Consider the following 22,998-nt stretch of genomic DNA (forward strand, 5'->3'; position numbering starts at 1 on the left):
CCAACGGATTCTTCCTTTCTGGGTTCGTTTTTCGCGGGTCTCTGGGAGGATCTTTCCGTGGCGTGTATTCCCTTTGGGAAAGGATCACTCGATTCTTCGATCGATTCGTTGCGTCCAAAATGGATCGTCACCTTGGACGAGGATTCGAATGAAAGTATGAAACGGATCGGATACGAAAGAGTTCTAAATTCTTCCGTACCCGATTCAAGAGCTCATCTTTTTAGAAGGATTGAATTCTCAAGAGAGATTTCGGATAACGTGCGTATCTTTCTCAAAAGCTCGGGCACAAGCGCTGCACAGAAGTGGGTGGGTCTTTCCGATTCGTCCATTTTTCACAATTTAAGAACGCATCTCGAAGCCTTTCCAAAAGAAGGATCCACGGTTGGTTCCGTTTTGCCTTGGACTCATTCGTTCGGGCTGATTCTTGATTTTTTTCCCTCTCTTCTCCGTTCCTCGACGGTGATCAAGTATGTGTCCTCTTCCTTCGATTTGGAAGAATGTTTCGAATTTTTGAATTCCTTTCCGATTCGGCACCTTTCCGGCGTTCCTTCTTTTTTCTCAAGAATCCAGACTCTACCAGCCGGTTCCGAATTCTTAGAAAGTTTAGAATCCGGTATCGTCGGCGGGGCTCCGATTTCTTCCTCGCTCGCAAAGCATCTTCGAAACACAAAACTCAGAGTCGGATATGGACAAACGGAAGCCGGTCCCGGAATCACGTTAGGAGAACCGGGAGATTTCGATTTCGGATATTTGGGTAAGCCAGTCGGATGCGAGGTGAAAATCGATTCGGAATCGGGATCGCTTCTTTTTCGGGGACAGAACGCTTCTTCGTTGGAGATCGACTCTTCCGGGTGTGTAAATTATTTTTTTCCGGAAGAATGGAGAGATACGGGGGATCTCGTTCGTAAGGAATCGGACGGATATTTTTTTATCGGACGAACAACGGATCATTTCAAATTACAGAACGGCAAATTTCTTTCCCCCTTCCCTATGGAATCTTCGATTACCGAACTCTTGGATCTTCCCTGGGCTTTTGTCTTTCAGTCGCAGGACCTAAAGACGATCTGCATTCTTCCGGACGATACATCGCCCGAAAGGAAAGATCGAATTCTTTCCGGATGGAAAGAATCATTTCCCTGGATCGAGGAACTTTTCTTTGCACCGGAGGAGATCGTTTCGTTTTCGGCTAAGGGTGAAATTCTTAGATCCATTTCAAAATCAAACGTAGAAAGGTGGCTTCATTCATGAACTATCAAACCCTTTTGGAATCGATCCAAAATCCGAAATTAGAACAAACCTGGAAGGAAACCCTGACCTATTGGGATGATTCCGAAATCAACGATCGAGAAGATCTCTTGGACTTCATCAAAAACAAACGGAACCAATTTTTGGAAATGTTAAACGAAGTCGGAGAGAACGGAGACTGGGAATCTTTGATCGCCGTGGAATACATCGAACTCAAAAGTCTTTGGATCAACCTCAATACGCAGATTCAATATCAGTATTTCACAAAAGGAAAACAGATCGGCGCAACCGCTTACAAAGCCTCGGTTACGAGTATGTTTTTAGAAGTCATCGAACAATTTATTCCGAACGCGACCCGGGATAAGATCAACGTCTTCTTGGGAGAAACTGCAAAACTTTCCGAAGAAAGGGAACGATCGGAAAGTTCCCCCGTCGCCATTGTAGAAGGTTTGGATCTACAGCTGAACGATCTCTACGGAGAAAAGGAAAGTTTACTCACGAAACTCGGAGTCGGACAACTTTCCGAAATACCCGATCTTGTGGAAAGTATGGACTTGCAACTTCGTGAATATTATGATTTAATGAAAGACTCGATCCTGATCGAAAACGGGCAAATCGAAATCAGAAGCGAGGAACCTTTTCAGATTCTTTATAAAAAAGGGAATTGATCCTTCATTGAAAACTGTTTCTTTAGGACCGGACCAACCTCTTCTACCGGAGGATATCGAATCTTTCTATAAGTCCTTTGAAAAGGACGGAGGGATTCGAGTCATTCTTTCCGAGAAGGGAAAAACCGCCGTCGAAGAATCGAGACTTCGTTTCGAAGAATTGGTTTCGAACGGAGAACCGATTTACGGAACTACAACCGGATTTGGTCCTTTCGTCCGTTTTGAATCCAACTCCGATACGACAAAACAAGCGGAAAGTCTTCTCAATCATTTAGGCGTCGGCTTCGGGAAATTCGCACCGGAAAAGATCGTATTTTCAACGGCCTTACTTCGTTTATCGACTCTGGCCCAGGGATTTTCCGGAATTCGTCCGGAGACTTGGTTTGCATATTCTAATATTCTAATGCAGAGAGATCTTCCGTCTATTCCCGAGATCGGGTCTTTGGGCGCCTCGGGGGATCTGGTTCCTCTTTCCTTTCTCGGAAGAATCTTTCTAAACAATGCTTCGATCCGAACGGACACGGGAACAGTTTCCTCGGAGGAATACAGAAAGAGAAATAAAATTCCGGATCGTATCTTAGAATCCAGGGAAGCTCTGGCGTTTACAAACGGACTTTCCTTTTCCCAATCCTACGCCGTTTTCGCACTATTACACGCGGAGAGAATTCTTTCCAACTTGGAAACTTTGGTCGGAATCACCTATGCGTTCTTAGGTGCAAACAAAAACCACTTACGATCGGAATTGCACGAAGCACGTCTTCATCCCGGACAAATTGTAAGCGCAAAAAATATTCTTACCGTTGCCCTCTGTTTTTCGGATTCTCGCTCTTCTAAAAATCTTCAGGAAGTCTACTCGCTCAGAACGGCGCCGCAAGTGATCGGAGCGGTTCGGGATCAACTGAAAGAGTCTCGAAACATGCTTCAACTCGAGATCCAAGGTGTGGACGATAACCCTTTGTTTTTTAGGGAAGAGGACGGAAATGCGTTCGCGGTTCACGGAGGAAATTTTCAGGGACAACATCTCTCCTTTCTTTCGGATAGAATCAATACGAGCGTGGTTCAATGCGCGATCTTGGCGGAACGAATTTTAGATCTCCTCATCGACCCGAACCGGAACGGAGGTCTTCCTCTCTTATTGTCTCCTCAACCGGGGGCTGAAAGCGGCGTTGCTGGAGTTCAACTCACGGCTACGGCGCTCCTCGCCGAGTTACGTTCGAATTCGGGAAACTTCGCGAACTTTTCGATTCCGACTAACGGAGGAAATCAGGATATCGTTTCGATGGCGGGACTTGCAAGTCGCAAAGCCTATGAACAAACTCTTCTCGCAAGCGGTTGTTTGGCTTCACTTTGGATCGCATTAGGACAATATGATTTTCTTTTTTCAAATTCTTCGTCTTTGAATCGAAATCTAAAACCGGAAATGAAATCCAAATTCTCCCTTCCCGATTTTGAACCGATCCGAAGAGACAGACCCTTATGGGAAGAGATACGGTCACTTTCCGATTTCTTTTTAGAAAGAGAAATTTTTCCGAATTCCTAGGAATTCCGTTTGCTCTTCTAAAATCCATTCTTATACTTTGCGCTGAAATTGGATCAATCTTCTTTTCAGAAATCGGGTATCAATGAATTCACCAAAAACCAAAAAAGAAACCCAAGACCTTTACGAACTCTACAAACAGATGCTCCTCATTCGAAGATTCGAAGAAGGGGCGGCAAAATCCTATAGCACCGGTAAGATCGGAGGTTTCTGCCATCTCTATATCGGTCAAGAAGCGGTTGGAGTCGGCTCCATAGCGGCCCTCAAAGAACAAGATTACATCGTTTCCACCTATCGAGATCACGGACACGCGCTCGCAAGAGGTTTGGATCCGAACGCGCTCATGGCCGAACTCTTCGGAAAAAAAACGGGAATCTCCAAAGGTTACGGAGGTTCCATGCACTTCTTCGATAAAGAAAAACATTTCATGGGTGGACACGGAATCGTGGGAGGACATATCTCACTTGCGGCCGGAATCGCCTACGCGGCTAAATACAAAGGAACGGACGCGGTCACGATCTGCTTTTTTGGAGAAGGTGCCGCAAACATCGGGTCCTTCCACGAAGGAATGAACCTCGCCGCGATCTGGAAACTTCCTTTAGTGATGATCTGCGAAAACAATCACTACGCGATGGGAACTCCGGAATACCGAGCACTCTCCGTAAAGGACGTTTCCGTTCGAGCGGGCGCTTACGATATCGCAAGAGATCATATCGAAGGAGACGAGGTTCGGAAGGTGCGAGATCATGTGAGCGTCGCCGTGGAACGAGCTCGTCGAGGAGAAGGCCCGACTCTGATGGAAATTTCCACGTATCGTTTTCGGGGTCATTCGATGTCCGATCCCGCGAAATACAGAACCAAAGAAGAATTGGATCGATATAAACAGAGCGATCCGCTTTTGAAAGCAAAGGACGATCTTCTTCACGCGGAATGGAAGGAAGAAGAATTAGAAAAATTAGATATAGATCTTCAAACAAGAGTCGAAGACGCGATTCAATTCGCGGAAAAAAGCGACGAACCGCCGTTAGGCTGGTTGTATAAAAACGTCTACGCGGAGAATGTCTAATGGGGATCCTCACTTACAGAGAAGCGCTCAACCGTGCGATGTGCGAAGAAATGGACAAGGATCCGAATATCTTTCTCATGGGAGAAGAAGTCGGACACTACGACGGAGCCTATAAGGTTTCGCAGGGAATGCTCGCGAAATACGGAGAAAGAAGAGTGATCGATACACCGATTTCCGAAAACGGATTCGCGGGAGTCGGAATCGGAGCGGCGATGGTGGGCTTACGTCCGATCATCGAATTTATGACCTGGAACTTTTCCCTCGTCGCGATCGATCAGATCATCAACTCGGCCGCGAAGATGAATTATATGAGTGCGGGACAATTTCCGATTCCGATCGTATTTCGAGGAGCGGGTGGAGCGGGTGGAAGACTCGCCGCACAACATTCCCAGTCTTTCGAAAGTTGGTACGCGCATATCCCCGGTCTCAAGGTCATCGCGCCCTATTCTCCCGCAGACGCTTATGGACTTTTGAAAACTTCGATTCGTGATAACAATCCTACGATCTTTATTGAAAGCGAAGTTCTGTACGGAAGTCGCGGAGAAGTGCCGGAGCAGGAATATTCGATACCTTTCGGAAAAGCGGATCTCAAACGAGAAGGTTCTCATATAACAATTGTTAGTTGGTCTCGCGCGTTAATGTATGTTCTTCCCGCCGCGGAAAGACTGGCCAAGGAAGGAATTTCCGTGGAAGTTTTGGACATCCGATCCATTCGTCCTTTGGACGAAGAATCCATCTACGCTTCCGTAGCGAAAACGAACCGAGCCTTAATCGTGGAAGAAGGCTGGGAAGTCGCGGGATTCGGTTCTCAAATCGCGTATTTGATTCAGAAGAATGCGTTCGATCACCTGGACGCTCCTGTCGAAAGAATCACACAAGAAGACGTTCCCATGCCCTACGCCGCCAACTTGGAAAAGGCTTCTCTTCCGAGCGAGGAAAAGATCATCGCCAAAGTTCGAGAAATGCTCGAATAAACAAGCGCAAGGAATATTCAAAATGGCTAAAATTGCTGAAATGACTCAACTCAGTCCGACGATGACCGAAGGAAAGATCGTCCGTTGGCTCAAAAAAAACGGAGATTCCGTTTCTCCGGGTGAAATTATGGCGGAGGTGGAAACCGATAAGGCGGTCATGGAGATGGAAGCCTTTGAAAGCGGAGTTCTTCTTGAAATTCTCGCACCCGAAGGATCTCTTCTTCCGGTTGGATCCCCCGTCGCGATCATCGGAAAACAAGGAGAGGACATTTCCGCGTTAGTCGAAACCGCAAAGAAAGCGATTCCTACAAAAAAAGAACCTGCATCGACTTCAAACCCTCCACTGACTTCAACTTCGAACGCGTCCTCCGATGTTTCCCAATCGGAAACGTCGCAGGTAAAGTCGCAGGCCTCTTCTTCCACTCCTTCCTCCGGTAAAGAATCGATTGATACCGGTTTACAAAATTCTCCAGGACACAAAAACGTATCCCGAGAAAAAAAAGAATTTTTGGAACGTACAAACGCGGGCGCTCCGATCAAGGCGTCTCCACTTGCAAAAAATCTCGCACTTCAAAACGGAGTCAATCTAGACGAAGTGATCGGCTCCGGTCCCGGGGGAAGAATCATCAAACGAGACATTCTTTCCTTTCAAGAATCGGGAGGAAAAAAAGGAATCGGTTTTGTAAAACGCCAAGATCGGAAATTAGAACTCACCGGAATGAGAAAGACCATAGCGACAAGACTCGCGCATTCCACTTCCACAATTCCTCATTTTTATCTTACGATGGAAGTCGACGCGGATCCGATCGACAGGCTCAGAAATTCGATCAACAAGGATCTAAAACTCGAAGGTCACGAGAGGATCAGCGTCAACGATCTCATTCTCAAGGCTTGTTCTTTGTGTTTGAAGGAAGTTCCCGAGGTCAATTCTTCTTGGAGAGAAGATCATATTCTCGAATATGGAAGAATCGATATCGGTGTCGCGGTTTCGATCGACGGCGGCCTCATCACTCCTTATGTTCGAAACGCGGATCAGAAAACGATAACAGAGATCAGTCATGAGATAAAAGAACTTGCTTCCCGAGCAAGAGAAAGAAAACTCAAACCGGGGGAATACACGGACGGAACCTTTACCGTCTCCAACCTCGGAATGTTCGGAATTTCTTCCTTCACTGCGGTCATCAACGAACCGGAAGCGGCTATCCTCGCGGTAGGAGCTCTTGTGGAAAAAGCGGTGATCCGGGATGGGAGTCTCGTCGCAGGAAAGACCTTGACGGTCACTCTTTCCTGCGATCACAGAGTTGTCGACGGCGCCACCGGTGCTAGATTTCTTTCTTCATTTCGAGAATTTACGGAACATCCCCTTCGCCTATTAACAGGTTAAGGATTTTATTTTGTGGATAAAGAATCAGCTTCCGGTGCAAGAAAAGAAAAAATCAGAAAATCGGCCCTTCTCCTCTTGTCGCTTAACAAAGAAGACGCCGCTAAGGTTCTTTCCAAATTAGACGACTCGATGATCGAAGAGATCATCCTCGAGATGGCTCAGATCAAGACCATCTCCAAAAAGGAAAAAGAAGACGTTCTATTAGAATTTAAGAATTCGGTTCTTCCCGGTGAAGGTGAAATCAAAGGGGGAATGGACGCGGCGAGAGAAATTCTCCAGCACTCGATGGGAAAGGAAAAAGCGGAGAATATTTTAGGAAAACTTTCCCGAAAAGACATCGAAGACGATTTTTCCTTTTTAAGCGAAGCGGAACCGGGAGTTCTTGCCGGTCTTCTCCAACACGAATCTCCTCAGACAATCGCAGTCACTCTCGCCTTTATGACTCCAAAAAAAGCCGCCGATATTTTAAAATTCTTTCCGGGAGAATTGCAGGCCAGTGTCGCCTATCGTTTGGCAAACACTACAAAGACCCATCCCGATGCGATCAAAGAAATTGCGAGGGTCCTAAAGAAAAAATACGAACAGAGAGATCGTTCCGAATACAGCGAAGCCGGCGGAGCGGAAGCCTTGGCGAACATTCTCAATCACATGGACAAGTCTCAGGAAGAGAATATTCTAAAAGAGCTGGAGGCGAATTCTCCGGAACTCGCAAAACAAGTCAAAGAGAAGTTATACACCTTCGAAGACGTTCTTGGTCTGGATCAAAAAGAGATGCGGATTCTTATCAACCGACTAAGTGACGACGAAACTCTCAGCATGGCTCTCCGAGGTTCCGGAGACGATCTCAGAAATCATTTCTTAAACGCCATGTCCAGAAATCGCGCTGCCGAAATCATGGATATGATGGACATCCGCGGAAAACTCACCTTACGCGAAATCAACGACGCTCGTAATATCGTTCTCAACCTGGTTCGAGAATTGGAAGAAGAAGGAACGATCTTTGTGAAAAAAGACGGAGAAGAATATATCTGAAATACTCCCGCTCGAAAGCTTTGAGTGCAGATACTATATGAAGGAAGGAGAAAAGATGAATCTCGGAGCTGACGGGACTCGCCGTTACGCAGTTTTGCTTCCTGCAAAACTAAGCTCCACGGCGTCTTCCTCGCGTGCTCATCTCCTTCAACTCAGCAAGTTTCTCCCTATGGGTCGAAACCTATCATGGATTCGCATCGCGTTTTGCGCTTTTTACGAAAGCGAAAAACGCTCTCGCTCGAAAGTTTCGAGTCCAAGTTTATATTCGTTGAAAATTGATTTTGGAAAATGGAAGAATCTCGGAGCTGACGGGACTCGAACCCGCGACATCCTGCGTGACAGGCAGGCACTCTAACCAGCTGAGCTACAGCTCCTGATTCCTTTGATACTTTTTCAAATGAAGGTATACGGTCAACCGATTTCAAACAAATTAGTCCGAAAAATTCTATTCCGAAAATCAGTTCTTTCATTTACTGGAATACAAAATTCTTCTGATAAAAATATTGGAACGAAATAAGAATGATCGTTCAGGAAAAAAAACCAAAGGAACTCTTAGAAGATCGAATTTTTACGGTCTCGAATTTTCTCTCCGTCAGCCGAGTTTTTCTTTTACCCTTTTTTATCACCTTCACAAAAACGTATATGGAAGATCCGCAAAAGACGGAATTCCTTCTCTATGCTGTTTTTATCTGTATCATCGCAGTAATCACCGACTACTTGGACGGCTTTTTGGCGCGTCTCCTCAATCAAGAATCCGTTTTAGGACGTTATCTGGACCCTGTATGTGATAAGATCGTGACCGTAGGCGGGCTTTCGGTTATCGTTCATTACTTTCGTTTTCCGTCTTGGATTCTAATTGCGTATGTAATCCGGGAAATTTTAGGAGTTTGGCTGGGAAGTTTTCTTTATCTCAAGAGAGGAATTCAGGGGAAACCCAATTGGTGGGGAAAGTTCGGTGTTGGACTCGTTGCCGTCGCGGTTCTTTGGTATATGTGTATTCCTCTCATAGAAATGCAGATCGTGGGGGAAAGTTTTCTAAAACATCCTGAATATTCCGGCTATATTCTGGTTCTCATTCTCAGCATCGGAATTTTCGCATACTCCAAACGTTATTGGAATATAGTCTTTCACCCGGAAAAAATTCAAATCGACCCGGAAGACAAAAAGACTCGAAAGAAATACGAACTCGTTTGATCGGAATTCCTTGACTCCCAAGAGTCCTCTCACATCCTGTCCATTGCAACCGCTCGGGTGGTGGAATTGGTAGACACGCAAGCTTGAGGTGCTTGTGCCGATTAGGTGTAGGGGTTCGAGTCCCCTCTCGAGCAAGAATCTTTCCTCTTTTTTAAAATCATACAATCTATTACGAAAAATCGGGACTCGAAGCGAGCTTTGGTAAACCGTTTTGAGCTGGACCGGACTTTACAAATCCTACGTTTGAGTTCCCACAATCCTCCGTAAAAACGAAACATACTTCCTTGTTCTGGCGAGCGTCCCGTTGCTTACAAACTCCAAAAGGAGAACGGTTACAAAAGAAAGATTTGTGAGAGCTCCTACAAACTGGAATTATTCTCAAAAAATCATGATTTTGTGATAATGAAAAGTCCTCCATTTTTTTCCACCACCCACCCTTCCACCCGAAATTTGCATAGCTTTACCAATAAGTTAAGAGTAGAACAACGAGAATCGTCCCGAGACAAGGGTTTCGTAGGAATTCCTACATTGGAATTTTTCCTTGCGAAATTAGAATTTTGTGATAGAGGAAAGCCTCCGGAGTTTTTCCCGCCCCCACTCCCCTCCACCCAAGATCAGGGCGGGGCGCGCCGCTTTCACAGAGGATTGTCGTAATTCCGACAGATTTTATTTTGAAATTTAAGATAGACTTGCGACAGCTCCGCGGTCTGAGGAGGACTCGCGGGGAACTTTTCGAAACCTCACATAAAAAGCCGTATTTTTCAACGAGAAGGATTCATTCCCTGAGTTTGCAGCGGCTCCGATCCCTTTTTCCTGATCTTCAATCTGGAAGTCCGAGAAAACTGTTTTCTTCTTCTTTGAAAAATCTTCGGATACGCATTTCTCCTGAAAAATTCTATCTGAATAGCGAGCATCTCAGAAGCTTGAAAAATCACTGCGTTGTTTTATCAGGAAAAAAATGCTCTACGAAATCACAATTCTCCAATTTACAAAGATGCTCAAAAATCTAAGTATTCTCTTAGAAAAGGGATCTTCTTATGCAGAAACCAAAAAGTTCGATGTCGAAATTCTGCTCAATTCCAGACTAGCGCCGGATCAGTTTCACCTCATCAAACAAGTCCAAATCGCATGCGATACCGCAAAACTGGGAGTTTCTCGTCTTACAGGAAAGGACGCCCCGAAACACGACGACCAAGAAAAAACGCTCCCTGAACTCCAAATGAGAATCCAATCCGTTCTCGAATACCTTGGAACATTTACGGAAAAGGATTTTAACGATTCTTTCGATCGTAAGATCTCTCAACCTCGTTGGGAAGGAAAATATCTTACGGGAAAAGAATTTGCAATCCAACACGCGATTCCGAATTTCTATTTTCACATTACGACGGCGTACTCGATTCTGCGTCATAACGGGGTCGATCTGGGAAAGAAAAATTATCTGGGCGAAATGCCTTTTAAGAGCGGATCCTAAAATCATCGAAAAACGAGATAAACTTTGAAATCGGTGGTATTGAAAATTCTAAACTTCTCAGCGCTTGGATCGGTTTTCATTCTGTTTACATTCAATCTCTGTAATTCTCCTGAAAAAGAATACAAAACTACGAACTTCCCCAACCCCAAAGGAATCCCCGTTCTTATCTATCACGAGATCGTAACCGAAACCGATCGAGAACTCGGGGAAACCGTGATCTCTTTGGAAAAATTCGAGGAACAGATGAAATATCTTTCCTCGCACGGATATCATCCGATCTCAATGAAACAACTCCTCCTTTATATGCAAAAAGGAACCGCACTTCCCGATCGTTCCATCGTTCTCAACTTCGACGACGGCTGGAAGAATGTTTTGAACGCGGTCCCAACACTTAAGAAATATTCCTTTCCGGCGTCCTTCTGGATCATTTCCGGCCCCAAGGGAATCGGAAAGGGAGAATATATGGAATGGTCCGAAATCAAAGAACTTTCTCAAAACCCGCTCTTCGAAATTGGATCTCATACTTACAGTCATCCTTGGAATCCGAAGGACAATCTCGTAACCTGGATCGACAATAAGGTTCCGCCAAAAGGAAAAAAAGAAGTTCTCTTTGAACTCCAAGAATCCAAAAGAATCTTAGAAAACCGCCTAGGAATTCCTATCGATTATCTCGCATGGCCTTGCGGATGGTACAACGAACGTCTGGTTGAATTGGCCAAACTTTCCGGTTACAAAGCGCTCCTAACGACGGAAGAAGGAGCCAACGGACCGGGATCGGATCCGTTCCGGATCAAACGTATCTTCATCGACGGAAAATGCGATCTTGCAACGTTTATTGGACAATTGGAAAATGCAAAATATACGGTATGTCAGAAGACACAGAAATCCACACAAGGGAACTCACCGTACGCTTATTAGTATTTTCTAAATTTGCTAAACGAAATAATTTTTCCTTCTTCCGAATATAATTATGAATTACACAACGAAGGGTTATTTTTGTTATAGTAGATTCAGTACAATTTAGATGAGAAAGAATCCGGCTCTTGGAGCAGAATCCATAAATTTGAAGACGAATCGGTATGATAACAACCAGATCTGGATCACTCGCATTTTTCTTTTTTTGACGATTGTCTCCTGTGTTTTCGCAACGATCGAAATGTTTCAAATCCTCGTCGAAGAGATCCTCGACCGAAGGCCTTTTGCAGCGATCGGGCAAATGGCCTTCATCGTCATCATTACGTTACTCACTTACGGAAACTTCGTTTATCAATTTACCCGTCTCGGTTATTTTAAAAGACGTCTCAAACACGATCCTCCCAGTCGTGAGGAAATGGAAATCGTCTACAAGAACGATTCTCCTCCGCTGGCCGTTTTGGTGCCTTCCTATAAGGAAGAATTGGATATCGTTCGAGAAACACTTTTGTCAGCGGCTCTTCAGGATTATCCGAACAGAAGAGTGGTTTTGCTGATCGACGATCCGCCACAAACGAAAAATTATTCCGATTTTGAAGCCCTTCAGAAGATGAGAAGCCTCCCGGAATCTCTTCAGCAGGAATTCGAGGAAACGAACGCTCCATTCTTTCACGCCAGAGAAGAATTTTTAAATCGCAAACGTTCCGGATCTCTGAACTTAACTTTTGAAACAGAAGAATTGATTCGTCTCTACAAAAGTGCAACTCTTTGGTTTCAAAAACGGATTCTAAGTTACGACGATCTTACGACCAAACGGGAACTTCCCGAACATACACGTATTTTTATGCGGGATCGTTTTTTTGGAAAATGGGAAGAGTTGCATTCCGAAAGAATTATGGAATTGGAGAATCTGCTTTCTCAAGGCGGAGCTTCTTTGGAACGAGTCGAAAAAGAATTCAATCGCCTCGCCTGTCTTTTTTCCGTAAATTTTTCAAGCTTCGAAAGAAAAAAATACCTCAACCTTTCGCATCTTCCCAACAAAGCCATGAACTTAAACAGTTATATCTATCTTTTGGGAAAAAAATGGAAGGAAAGACAAGAATCCCACGGAACCGTTCTTGAAAAAACCGAAGAGACAAATCCCACTTTCGAAATACCTTCCGCAGAATTTTTAATCACTTTGGACGCGGACAGCGCTCTTCTCCCTGACTACGTTTTAAAACTCGCTCAGGTCATGGCTTCACCTAACAACGAAAGAATCGCCGTCGTTCAGACTCCCTACAGCGCCATACCGGGGGCCCCGAAACTTCTGGAAAAAATGGCGGGCGCGACAACCGACATTCAGTATCAGATTCACCAAGGTTTTACTCATTTTGGAGCCACTTTTTGGGTCGGAGCCAATGCGATGCTTCGTTACAAAGCCCTCCTTGATATCTGCACCGTTTATGAAGAACGAGGTTATAAGATTTATCGTTATATCCAGGACAATACGGTGATCGAAGATACGGAATCGAGTATCGATCTTTTGGGAGTAAATTGGAATCTCTACAACTATCCGGAACGTCTTGCTTACAGCGCGACACCCGCGGATTTCGGCTCGCTTCTCATCCAAAGAAGAAGATGGGCCAACGGCGGATTGATCATTCTTCCAAAACTTCTTCGCCACGTCTTTCAATGGCCATGGAGCCTTGCCAAGTTTGTGGAGGCATTCTTTCGAGTTCATTATCTCGGTTCGATCGCCGCGGTTAATATCGGATTGGTGATTTTAATGGGAAGTCCTCTCGGAGAAGGAATGGAAACGTATTGGATCGCGATCTCTTCTCTTCCTTATTTTTTTCTCTACGGAATGGATCTCGTAGAAATGGGATATCGCTGGATGGACGTCTTCCGAGTTTATGCGTTGAATCTACTCCTCATTCCGGTCAATCTCGCCGGAGTATTCATGTCAATGAACCAAGCGATTACCGGAAAACAAATTCCATTCAGCAGAACTCCCAAAGTTATAGGAAGAACCGCGATGCCCGCTCTTTATGTCATAGCAGCTTATTCCCTTTTAGCGCAGTTGCTATTCGGTTTTTTTACGAACTACCTTCATAAAAACTGGGCTTATTCTTTCTACAATCTGGCGAATGCGATGCTGTTGGGATACGCGATCGTAAAGTTTATAGGACTTCGAGCGAGTTGGGAAGATTTGACGCTTTCTTTGAACAAACCTCCCGTTGAAATCGTGGAAACCGTCGCGCAGTTGGTGGAACCGAGAGTTACAATCGAACTTGAGACCGCGATGCTCTATGCCAACGACACAACTCCCGGAGAACCGATTCAGTAATTCCAATTTTTCTTTTGGAACCGAAGAACATCGCCTCCTAAACTGAAAAGGAAACGAATTCTTAAAAAATGACAACTGGAACGACTCTAAATTCCTCTTGTCATTTGGTTGCTGAGAAAAACTCTCGTTCTATATGTCTGCCAATCCAGGACCGGTATCCGTACAGGAAGTTTTGTACAAAACGCGGTTATTCCTTTCCGGATTTTTCCTCTGTTTGATTCTGACCTCAGGACTCGTTTTCCTTTCACCGCTTTTTTTGATCCAAGACAGTCCGTTTCCAAAAAGCGACGCGCTCGTTTTGGAAGTAAAGGAGACACTTCCCAGAGACATTTTAAAAAACGCGGCGGACGGGTTCAAAAAGGGTTACGCCGGAATAATCATCATTTTATATTCACCGGCGACTGCAAATTCCAATTTAGGAATCGGACTCGATCTCACGCAGGAGATTCAAGGCTCTCTCGTAGGCATGGGAGTGGAAGAGTCCAAAATTCTCATCTATAAACTCGAGCCGTATCCAGCGGGTGCGAAGAATTTTTCAAAATCCCTTTTGAAGATCTGTCTCGATCGGCAACTGAAGAATATTCTCATTCTTTCCAAAAGATTTGAGTCGGCCCTCAATCAAAAAATTTACGAATCCGTTCTGGGACCGGCCGGGCTCAAAGTCCATATCGTTCCTCTTGCGGATCGAACGAGTCTTTCCAATTGGTTTTTGACCGAAGAAGGATTTGAACTTGTGTTTACAAATTTAGCCAGAACGTTTTATCAAATACTCCCAGGGAAATAGAATCGTAATGTTAGACGCAAAAGAATCCAACGAGCTCATTCAGCAAAGAATTCAGAAAATCGAAGAATTGAAAAAACAAGGAATCAATCCCTATCCGATTCGTTTTTTCCCGGATTCAAAATCCAAAGAGATCGTGGAGCGATTCGAAAAAACGCCGACCGGCCCAGAAACGATCTACAAACTCGGCGGAAGACTTCATTCCAAAAGAGTGATGGGAAAAGCGAGCTTCGCACATCTAAAAGACAGCGCCGGAATCATTCAACTCTATGCAACCAGAGACGATCTCGGAGAAGCGACGTACGCAATTTTCAAATCCTTGGACTTAGGCGATATTATCGGGCTAGAAGGATATCTTTTTACCACTCAAAAAGGGGAAATCACCTTACACCTAACTGGCGTTCAATTGTTAGCAAAATGTATTCGTCCCCTTCCCGTCGTAAAAGAAAAAGACGGGGTTGTCTATGACGCTTTTGCGGACGTGGAACAAAGATATCGGATGCGTTATGTGGACTTGGTAGTCAACGACGCTGTAAGAGAGACTTTCATCACTCGAAGCAGAATCGTTTCAGAAATCCGAAGTTTCCTCACAAACGAAGGTTTTTTAGAAGTGGAAACACCGATGATGCAACCGATCGCGGGCGGCGCAGCGGCGAGACCTTTTGTCACACATCACAATACTCTCGATATGCAGTTGTTTTTAAGAATTGCACCCGAACTCTATCTCAAACGGCTAATCGTGGGCGGAATGGATCGGGTTTTCGAGCTCAACCGAAACTTTCGAAACGAAGGAATTTCTACAAAACACAATCCTGAATTTACGATGATGGAAGCCTACATGGCTTTTGGGGATATGGCTTCGATGTTGGACCTTACCGAAAGACTCATCACCTATCTCGCCGAAAAAGTCTGCGGAACTTTGAAGATTCAGTACGGAAAGGACTTGATCGATCTTTCTCCTCCTTGGAGAAGAGTTACTTACGTAGATATCATCAAAGAATACAGCGGAATCGACTTTAGTCAGATTACAACTTTGGAAGAAGCAAAGAAAAAGGCATCCGAATTAAAAGTGGACGTTTCCAAATGCCAGAGCATCTGGAAAGTCGCGGACGAGGTTTTTTCCGATAAGGCTGAACCCAACCTAATTCAACCCGTTTTTATCACGGATTATCCGACGGAGCTTTCCCCTCTTGCAAAATCCAATCCGGAAAAACCGGGATTTGTGGAACGTTTCGAACCCTATGTGGCAGGAAGAGAAATCGGAAACGCATTTACAGAGTTAAACGATCCTTTCGATCAAAAAGAAAGATTCGAAGAACAAGTAAAACAGAGAGAAGCCGGAGACGACGAAGCGTTTATGATGGACGAAGATTATATTCGTGCTCTGGAATACGGAATGCCTCCGACCGGAGGACTTGGAATCGGAATCGATCGTTTGGTGATGCTTCTTACGAACTCACATTCGATTCGAGATACAATTTTATTTCCTTTGATGCGTCCGGAGTGATTTAGAATATCGTAATACAGATCTCCGCTTTTCAAATTGGAATCTTACAAAAAAGGCCTTGGAAGTTTCCAAGGCCTTTTTTAATGAATCAAAAGACTTTTTTAAAATATAAGATTGGAAATTTCAACCCTGGAGGCGTTTTGTTTTTTTAGGAGTTTCGGTCATAAGTCGAAGCGAAAAGTGATCCACTAAAATATCAATACGTTCTCCAAGTGCGGAAATCGAACGATCCAAACGAGATTCTACCCGACGGATATCCGTTTTTAATTCGGCCTCAAAATACAAAAGATCGGATTTCATTTCTTTTTTGGACTCCTCCAATTGTGAAAAAAGCTGTTTCCAAACAAGATGCAAAAAACCGAGAAGAGATCCAAAACCAATAACGGTTGTTAAAAACAAAGTAATAAAACTGTAATCAAGTATACACGGAATTCTACCGTAAAAATTGAAGGGCGCAAGCATTTAAAAAAAACATTATAAAACATAAATATACGATTTCTTATCTTACGACAAGAAATTGCAGTGGCTCCAATCGTATGATTAAGAAATCAAACTTTCCGAAGATTTTTTACGAAAGAGAGATTTGAAAAATACAACTGTAAAAAACTGAAACATTCTAAAAAGACGAAACAGTCTCCAAGGTTTGCTGATAATTCTCCAAACCCAAATGAGCCCTCGGAGTTTGAAAAAGTTCGGAGCCTTTCTTACTTTTCCGGAAAGAATATCGAGCGAGCCACTCACCCCGATGATCACGGAATGACCGAAAAAAGCGGTATTATTTTCGATCCAGATTTCCTGCTCCGGAAAATCCATTGCAAGAAAGATAATATTCGGACTTGTTTTACGAATCGATTCTTTTACCATCAATTCTCTCTGCGGATTCATATATCCCGCGTGACGTCCAACGATTCTTACCCCCGGAAAGTGTCTGGAAAGCGTAAAGTAAACTTTTTCGATTACGTCTTCTTTTCCACCAAGCATAAAGATAGAATAATTTCTGAGCTCACAAAGGCGAACCAAGTCCATCATCAACGCGATGGGAGAAATTCTTTCTTTGAGATTCTTTCCGAGCCTCGTCGCCGCCCATTGTAGACCGGCTCCTTCCGCGAGAATCAAGGTTGCTTTTTCCGTGATTCGATGAAGCTTCTTTCCCTTCCTCACCGACATGATCTTGATCGGATCTAAGAAGAGAACGTGATGAAATCTTTCTTTTTCTTCCAATAAACGATATATCTTCGCGACGGCTTCGTCTTGGGAAACGTTGTCAAAAGGAACCCCGAGAATATCCGTTTTTCCTAATGTTTCCGTCTGAATGATTTGATAATCCAGGAGGTAATCCCGATCGTCTTTCGCGGAGAGATGTATGATTTCACCAGGCTTTTTCATCCTAAAGGCATCCTATACGACATAAGTTCAGAGTCAATTGAAAGTTACCGCTTTCGAGTCCGTATTTTTTCGGCAGCGGCTCGAAATTCTTCCTCCAAACAAACCATGGAAATGCTGGAGAGCAAAAACGAACCTTGTTCCAAAATGGAATCCAGATGGGGGACCTGAATTCCTCCGATCAGTGTTACCGGAACCGATGCGGTCTGTGTAAGTTTTCCCAAGTTCTCAAGACCTAGCGCAGATTTGGCGTCTTCTTTGTTTTCCGTCGGAAAGATCGGACCCAAACCCGTATAATTCCAAAGAGAAGAATCCAGGGTTTCCACCTCTTCGACGGTATGAGACGAAGTTCCTAAAAATAATTTCGATTCTCTCAGTGAAATTTTTTCTTCATTGTTCAAAGATTCGTAATCTTCTTTTCCAACATGAGCGCCAAAACAATCAAACCGGATCGCTTCTTTCCAATAGTCGTTGAGAATCCAAGGAATCGAAGGATATTTGTCTAACAGCGTTTTTACGAGCGAGTTCAACTCCTCGGAGCTTACATTCTTCGCACGGATCTGAATCCAAGGAACCAGATCTGGATATTCCAGCCAAAGTTTCGGAAGCTCGAAGAAATTCAGATTCTTCTTTTTACAAAAGTCCAAATCCAGAATCGGATACAAACCGGAATGTTTCCAAACGTTCGGTTCAACCACCGCCGACAAACCTTAGTATCTCGAGTTGATCTTCTTCTTCCAATACCGTTTGACCCCAAAACTCTCTCGGAAGAATCTTTCCGTTTTTTTGGATCGCAACCATCTCCGGCTTGATCTTCAAATATTCTAATAGATCTGAAATTTGTGACGATTTCAATTCAGAAAGGAGAAGTTTTTTTCCATTCACTTTCATAAAGACAACAAAAAAAGTTTGTGTTGGTTTCTACCTCTGTCCAATCTTTTTTGATTTACGAGGAATTCCTTGCTAGGGATTCTTACCGTATGAGGAAACTGTCTTCGATCATTCTTATTTCCCTTTTGTCTTTCCTTGTTCTGAGTGGTTGTAATTCTAGAAAAGATGAAACCACCGATAAGGCCGTTTTCAATTTTATCCTTGCTTGTGGTCCGGGTGGAACGATCGATTCCTGCAACGCGGTTTGTGCGGAACGTTGGGGTGCGACCGTAACCAGCGCCAATCTGCAAAATCTCAATACTTGCACAAGCGCCTGCACAACAAACTGCAATATCGTAAGTTTGTATCTGCAATACAGCGCTCTCAACAAGTAAAGTATCGAAACATCGAGGCCGCAAAAACTCCGGCGGTCTCGATTCTCAAAATCGAATCGCCTGCCCTTACACTCAAAACTTTTTTCTCTTTTAGTAAATCGGTCTCCTTTGTTCGGAATCCTCCTTCCGGCCCGATGATCCAAATCGAATTCCGAAAATACTCCGGTTTTAATTTTGATTCTCCTTTCGGATCCATGAGAAAATAAGAATCGTGTTCTTCTTGATACGTTTTTAAAAAATCCTTGAGAGAAACCGGAGCGAACACTTCCGGAAGAAAAATCCGCTTGGATTGAGCAGCGGCCTCCTCCGTGATTTTTTGAGCTCTTTCGAGATTAAAATCCTTTCGATCGGATTGTTCGAAGTTTAAAAAATAAAAATGAGTCAAACCGAGTTCGGTACCTTTTTGCAAAAGCCATTCCAAACGATTTCCTTTCGGGATCGCGGTTGCAATTCCGGAAATTCCGTTCTGTTTCGAATGCGTTTTTGATTCTTTGAGAATTCCGCGGTTTGTGTTCGCATCCACTTCGTAGATCCATTCTAATCCGTTTCCGTTCAAAACACGAACTAACTTTTTCTCCGAATAGATCCGAAGGGCTTTTAAGTGGGAGATTTCATCCCGATTTAAAGAGAATTCGTTCTCGGGATCCCAGGTTTTTCGAAATAGAATCGTTTCTTCCAAAACGAAATTCCTAACGATTTAGATTGGCGAGGTCGAACAGGGAAGCGTCCGGCTTTACTTCCTTATCTATTTCAGTATATTCTAATACGCTGATAGAACCGGTGTTTAAATCCAACATCTCCAATCGATTCGCGAGCTCCTCTTTTCCGACCTTTTGATTTTGTTTTACTTTAATGGGTCCGTATTTTATATTCATGGTCTTAAACAGAACCCCGTCCTTATCGTGAAAATCGAGACGTGTAGGCTTCAGAGAATCCAAATCCAACAATAGAATGAGCTTGGAATAAGAATAAGGAATGATGGGTTTGAGCGAAACCCTCTTAAAAGAATGATCGGAAGTTTTTAGATCGCTCTGAACGATCGGGTTGTAGTTAGCCTGATAGGAAACTCCGGAGAGATCCATAAAACTAAAACCGGTGGAAAGATGTTGTTCGTATTTTTCCTCGTCCACTTTTCGAAAGATCTTTTTGGAAAGTACGTTGAAGGCGTAGATCTGTTCGCCTTCGTCTTTGATAAGAATCTTGTATTCCAATCCTCTTCCCCGGCTTTCAAAAAGATAAAGCGTATCCTCGTCCTTTCGAAAAATGCTTACGTCCCAGCTCCAGGTCTCTCCGGACCTTCGGATCAAAATCAGATTTCCTTTGATCAATCCTTGATTTGATTTTACCAAGGCTTGATCGAGTCTTGCGACCAATTCCTGCGCGACTCTAGGACCTGTGGATCCTTGCGGGTTTGTTTCTCGGCTAGGAATGGTGAACGCCAAGAAACTTACGATCAGCGCAAGAATCCGAATCAAACTTACTCCGCCCTCATTGTCGGCGCGCTGAAAGAATAAAGTCCGTGAACGGAACCCTGAGCCTGCGCGGATTCGGAACGTCTCTCAAAACGAATCGCTCCGTTTCTGAGAGCCTTATGAAGTTCAGGGATGGATTTATATCCCATGTCCTGGAAAGAAAGTCGAAGCCCTTGTGACAGATAAGGAATAAAGTTGAGAATGGATCCGCGATCTACGACCGAACCGCTCACACCTTGAGCCACTTTTACCTTTTGGCCTTCGTTGAAATAACGTTTGTCGCCCCCGGCCTTCATCGCTTCGATCGACGCCATTCCCCTATATTTTTTGAGTCGGATTCCGTTCTCATAGAAATATTCTCCAGGCGCTTCCGTCGTTCCTGCGAACATAAAACCCATCATACAAGTAGAAGCTCCAATCGCAAGGGAGTTCGCGATATCCCCGATGTTCGAAATTCCGCCGTCCGCGATCACAGGAACGTCGTATTTCGCTGCGTGTTTCGCGGTTTGAAACACCGCAGTCGCTTGAGCCCTTCCCACCGCCATCGTATCTTGAGTAATACAGATGGATCCCGGTCCCATACCGATCCGAAGACCGTCGGCTCCCGCTTGAATGAGGTTCTCGGCCTGACCGCGAGTGACAACGTTTCCGGCGATTACATCCAGATTCTTAAACTCTTTTTTGATAAACTGAATCATCTCGATTTGATAGTTCGAATTCCCTTGCGCCGAATCGATGATGATCACGTCCACTCCGGCTTCGTAAAGTGCGGCGACTCTTTCTCTCGATTCCATCAATGTCGACACCGCCGCTCCGCAACGAAGTCTTTTACTTTCGTCTTTTGAGGCATCCGGAAATTCTTTATTCTTCTTTAAGTCGGATCGACTTACAAGTGACACCAACTTTCCATTGGAATCCACAATCGGTAGTTTTCCGATCTTTGATTTTTTGATGATATCATTCGCTTCTTGTAAAGTGATTCCCGCTTTACCGGTAATCACGTTTGTGGTCATCACTTTATCGAGTGTGATCTCTCTGTTCTTTTCAAAATCGATATCTCTGTTGGTTACGATTCCCACAAGTTTAGAATTTCTGGTCCCGTCTTCGGTCACGGGAATACCGGTGAACCCTTTGTGTTCTTTGATCCAATCCAAATCTTTGATTACGTTTTTAGGTCCGAGGATTACGGGATCTGTGATGAATCCGTTTTCAAAACGTTTTACTTTTTCAACAAGAGCAACCTGTTCCTCGATCGTATTGTTGTAGTGAACGATTCCGATTCCACCCATCAACGCTTGTGCGATGGCCATTGCGGATTCGGTTACAGTGTCCATCGGAGAACTTATAAAAGGTCTTTTCAGTTTTATATTTCGAGTCAGTCTGGTTTCAAGCTCAACTTCGGAGGGATGGAAGTCGATAAATCCAGGGAGGACGAGAAAATCTCTGTAGGTTAGGCCGATCTGAAGACTGAAAAGTTCGTCTCCGGATAGTCCGTCTAAATATTCGGAGTCGCGGTAAGTTTGGTTTGACATTCTTATTCCTTACCTAGTACATAAAAGGTAAACAGAGAACTGAGATCAAGAGAATTTCCCCTCCTTTACTTTGAAAAACTATGGAAACCATTCAGAGAAAAAAAAGAGAGAAAGAAACGGTCGTCGACCCTGCGAAAAAGTTTCACATTATTTCGAAATTTCTCGTAAAAACAGACATCGTCGCGCAATCACCCGGCATCGTAAAACAGATCGTTAAAATTTTGCAGGTCTCCAAAGACGCGACAAAAATTCTCATACAAACCAGAACTCCCAATGCGTTTCCTCTCAACAGCCAGGTTACGCTTACAAAACTTCTCGCTAAGTATGTGGAATTGGAATGCGAAGTATTGGACGAAAAACCGGGCAATCAGTTGATTCTCGGAGTCTCCGATATTTCGATCGCAAGTAAGGAACGCAGTCTCAATCGAATCGCCCCCCAGGAAGGCGCAGTCTGGATCACAAATATCCGCACGAGCAAGACGACGATCGACGCGAACCTTTTTAACATCCCAACTTCGGTCAAAGTCAACTTCGCCGATTATGAAACAAAGTTAAAGTCGAAATTCGATATTCTGAAAATCGACGTTTTTAGCACCATCGGAGACAAGTTCGATATGGTCAAAAAAACCCGGAAAATCCTTTTTATTCCGGACACTCAAAAGCCGGCAAGTTATGCGCCCTTTGACCAGGACGGTTTTATCGACTACCAAGAGGAAATCGGAGACAAGGACGATATCCGCAAAAAAATCATCGAATATGCAAACCAGAAGATTCGCTCAGAACTGATCGTTCCCGTAATCTACCTCAACCACGAGGAACAGGCGATTCCGATCGGTTATGTTCACGCCCAAAACCGAAACAAGGTGATCGACATTTTGGACGTAATGGAAATCAAAACCCTCACCTTTGAAATGGTGGATCGAATCCGGGAATCGAATACGGTCCTTGTCAAAGAAAGATTTCCGATCGTCAACATTTCTACGGGAGGCCTTAAAGCGAAGATCAACCACCCCGATCTAAACCAAGACCTCACCAAAAGGGCGGGGTTTACGTTCGATATCTTCTTTAAGATGCAGGCTCCTCTCACGGCGTTCGGAGTAATCCGGTCCGTAACAAAGGACGCGGATGGAAATTTATATGTGGGACTTTCGATCGAGGGAAATTCCTCCCGACCAGGGGAAAGAAAAAAATACATCGACAACGTCAATCGCCTTCTAGCGGAAGCCAACCAAGCTCAAGTCTGACT

At 44.2% G+C, this 22,998-nt stretch carries 22 protein-coding genes and 2 tRNA genes (1 of these 24 running past the window's edge); 16 read left to right on the forward strand and 8 right to left on the reverse strand.

What is annotated here, in order from left to right:
- From JWG45_RS16690 to fliG, 7 genes are all read left to right on the forward strand, one after another.
- A protein-coding gene (locus tag JWG45_RS16690; RefSeq protein WP_205280754.1) for an AMP-binding protein crosses the window boundary here: on the forward strand, nucleotides 1–1,248 show its 3' portion. Its footprint begins 225 nt before the window's first position; the window shows 1,248 of its 1,473 coding nt (coding positions 226–1,473); its start codon lies beyond the left edge, outside the window; it ends in the stop codon at nucleotides 1,246–1,248.
- Nucleotides 1,245–1,913, forward strand: a complete 669-nt coding sequence (locus tag JWG45_RS16695) for a hypothetical protein (RefSeq protein WP_205280755.1) — start codon at nucleotides 1,245–1,247, stop codon at nucleotides 1,911–1,913. The genes JWG45_RS16690 and JWG45_RS16695 overlap by 4 nt, the downstream gene beginning before the upstream one ends.
- A gap of 7 nt (nucleotides 1,914–1,920) precedes the next feature.
- Nucleotides 1,921–3,453: an aromatic amino acid ammonia-lyase gene (locus JWG45_RS16700; RefSeq protein WP_205280756.1), complete on the forward strand. Its 1,533-nt coding sequence runs from the start codon at nucleotides 1,921–1,923 to the stop codon at nucleotides 3,451–3,453.
- A gap of 82 nt (nucleotides 3,454–3,535) precedes the next feature.
- On the forward strand, nucleotides 3,536–4,516 hold the full coding sequence (gene pdhA / locus JWG45_RS16705) for a pyruvate dehydrogenase (acetyl-transferring) E1 component subunit alpha (protein ID WP_205280757.1): 981 nt from the start codon (nucleotides 3,536–3,538) through the stop codon (nucleotides 4,514–4,516).
- Nucleotides 4,516–5,490, forward strand: coding sequence for a pyruvate dehydrogenase complex E1 component subunit beta (locus tag JWG45_RS16710; protein ID WP_205280758.1), 975 nt, complete (start codon nucleotides 4,516–4,518; stop codon nucleotides 5,488–5,490). Before pdhA ends, JWG45_RS16710 begins: the two co-directional genes overlap by 1 nt.
- 22 nt (nucleotides 5,491–5,512) lie before the next feature.
- Entirely contained in the window at nucleotides 5,513–6,874 is a 1,362-nt protein-coding gene (locus tag JWG45_RS16715; RefSeq protein WP_205280759.1) for a dihydrolipoamide acetyltransferase family protein, read from the forward strand.
- 12 nt (nucleotides 6,875–6,886) lie between these two features.
- Nucleotides 6,887–7,906, forward strand: a complete 1,020-nt coding sequence (fliG, locus tag JWG45_RS16720; RefSeq protein ID WP_205280760.1) for a flagellar motor switch protein FliG — start codon at nucleotides 6,887–6,889, stop codon at nucleotides 7,904–7,906.
- Nucleotides 7,907–8,206: 300 nt separating this feature from the next.
- On the opposite strand, the gene JWG45_RS16725 is transcribed toward fliG, so the two are convergent.
- Nucleotides 8,207–8,280 (reverse strand) — tRNA-Asp (locus tag JWG45_RS16725).
- Nucleotides 8,281–8,425: 145 nt separating this feature from the next.
- Here JWG45_RS16725 and JWG45_RS16730 point away from each other — a divergent pair.
- The 7 genes from JWG45_RS16730 (at nucleotide 8,426) to lysS (ending at nucleotide 16,100) form a co-directional block, all read left to right on the forward strand.
- Nucleotides 8,426–9,100: a CDP-alcohol phosphatidyltransferase family protein gene (locus JWG45_RS16730; RefSeq protein WP_205280761.1), complete on the forward strand. Its 675-nt coding sequence runs from the start codon at nucleotides 8,426–8,428 to the stop codon at nucleotides 9,098–9,100.
- A 51-nt stretch (nucleotides 9,101–9,151) separates the two neighbouring features.
- Nucleotides 9,152–9,234: transfer RNA gene (locus JWG45_RS16735), tRNA-Leu, on the forward strand.
- Between the two features lie 824 nt (nucleotides 9,235–10,058).
- Nucleotides 10,059–10,571: a DUF1993 domain-containing protein gene (locus tag JWG45_RS16740; protein ID WP_205280762.1), complete on the forward strand. Its 513-nt coding sequence runs from the start codon at nucleotides 10,059–10,061 to the stop codon at nucleotides 10,569–10,571.
- Nucleotides 10,572–10,604: 33 nt separating this feature from the next.
- Nucleotides 10,605–11,489 carry a polysaccharide deacetylase family protein gene (locus tag JWG45_RS16745; RefSeq protein WP_408611650.1) on the forward strand — a complete coding sequence of 295 codons (885 nt, stop codon included), beginning with the start codon at nucleotides 10,605–10,607 and terminating at the stop codon, nucleotides 11,487–11,489.
- Between the two features lie 145 nt (nucleotides 11,490–11,634).
- Nucleotides 11,635–13,812 (forward strand): glycosyltransferase family 2 protein, encoded by a 2,178-nt coding sequence (locus JWG45_RS16750; protein WP_205280763.1) that lies wholly within the window; start codon nucleotides 11,635–11,637, stop codon nucleotides 13,810–13,812.
- Between the two features lie 133 nt (nucleotides 13,813–13,945).
- Complete coding sequence (locus tag JWG45_RS16755) at nucleotides 13,946–14,596, forward strand: hypothetical protein (protein WP_205280764.1); 651 nt, start codon at nucleotides 13,946–13,948, stop codon at nucleotides 14,594–14,596.
- 7 nt (nucleotides 14,597–14,603) lie between these two features.
- Nucleotides 14,604–16,100, forward strand: coding sequence for a lysine--tRNA ligase (lysS, locus tag JWG45_RS16760; protein ID WP_205280765.1), 1,497 nt, complete (start codon nucleotides 14,604–14,606; stop codon nucleotides 16,098–16,100).
- Nucleotides 16,101–16,223: 123 nt separating this feature from the next.
- On the opposite strand, the gene JWG45_RS22275 is transcribed toward lysS, so the two are convergent.
- The 4 genes from JWG45_RS22275 to thiS form a co-directional block, all read right to left on the reverse strand.
- A complete protein-coding gene (locus JWG45_RS22275) occupies nucleotides 16,224–16,400 on the reverse strand; it encodes a hypothetical protein (protein ID WP_232380728.1) in 177 nt (58 codons plus the stop codon).
- Between the two features lie 240 nt (nucleotides 16,401–16,640).
- On the reverse strand, nucleotides 16,641–17,486 hold the full coding sequence (locus JWG45_RS16770; protein WP_205280766.1) for a WecB/TagA/CpsF family glycosyltransferase: 846 nt from the start codon (nucleotides 17,484–17,486) through the stop codon (nucleotides 16,641–16,643).
- A 44-nt stretch (nucleotides 17,487–17,530) separates the two neighbouring features.
- Nucleotides 17,531–18,181: a thiamine phosphate synthase gene (locus JWG45_RS16775; RefSeq protein ID WP_205280787.1), complete on the reverse strand. Its 651-nt coding sequence runs from the start codon at nucleotides 18,179–18,181 to the stop codon at nucleotides 17,531–17,533.
- Complete coding sequence (gene thiS / locus JWG45_RS16780) at nucleotides 18,174–18,374, reverse strand: sulfur carrier protein ThiS (protein WP_205280767.1); 201 nt, start codon at nucleotides 18,372–18,374, stop codon at nucleotides 18,174–18,176. The genes JWG45_RS16775 and thiS overlap by 8 nt, the downstream gene beginning before the upstream one ends.
- Before the next feature lie 89 nt (nucleotides 18,375–18,463).
- On the opposite strand from thiS, the gene JWG45_RS16785 reads away from it, so the two are divergent.
- Nucleotides 18,464–18,748 carry a hypothetical protein gene (locus tag JWG45_RS16785; RefSeq protein WP_205280768.1) on the forward strand — a complete coding sequence of 95 codons (285 nt, stop codon included), beginning with the start codon at nucleotides 18,464–18,466 and terminating at the stop codon, nucleotides 18,746–18,748.
- Here the strand turns inward: JWG45_RS16785 and JWG45_RS16790 are convergent.
- Genes JWG45_RS16790 through guaB form a run of 3 tightly spaced genes read right to left on the reverse strand, consistent with a single transcriptional unit; the run spans nucleotide 18,738 to nucleotide 21,752 of the window.
- On the reverse strand, nucleotides 18,738–19,427 hold the full coding sequence (locus tag JWG45_RS16790) for a 16S rRNA (uracil(1498)-N(3))-methyltransferase (RefSeq protein ID WP_205280769.1): 690 nt from the start codon (nucleotides 19,425–19,427) through the stop codon (nucleotides 18,738–18,740). The two genes, JWG45_RS16785 and JWG45_RS16790, sit on opposite strands and share 11 nt — an antisense overlap.
- Nucleotides 19,428–19,437: 10 nt before the next feature.
- Nucleotides 19,438–20,223 carry an outer membrane lipoprotein-sorting protein gene (locus tag JWG45_RS16795; RefSeq protein WP_205280770.1) on the reverse strand — a complete coding sequence of 262 codons (786 nt, stop codon included), beginning with the start codon at nucleotides 20,221–20,223 and terminating at the stop codon, nucleotides 19,438–19,440.
- A 2-nt stretch (nucleotides 20,224–20,225) separates the two neighbouring features.
- Nucleotides 20,226–21,752 (reverse strand): IMP dehydrogenase, encoded by a 1,527-nt coding sequence (gene guaB / locus JWG45_RS16800; RefSeq protein WP_205280771.1) that lies wholly within the window; start codon nucleotides 21,750–21,752, stop codon nucleotides 20,226–20,228.
- An 80-nt stretch (nucleotides 21,753–21,832) separates the two neighbouring features.
- Between guaB and JWG45_RS16805 the strand changes: the two genes are divergently transcribed.
- Nucleotides 21,833–22,996: a DUF1577 domain-containing protein gene (locus JWG45_RS16805; protein ID WP_205280772.1), complete on the forward strand. Its 1,164-nt coding sequence runs from the start codon at nucleotides 21,833–21,835 to the stop codon at nucleotides 22,994–22,996.
- Nucleotides 22,997–22,998: the final 2 nt, after the last annotated feature.

The organism is Leptospira ainlahdjerensis (assembly GCF_016919175.1).
GTDB lineage: Bacteria > Spirochaetota > Leptospiria > Leptospirales > Leptospiraceae > Leptospira > Leptospira ainlahdjerensis.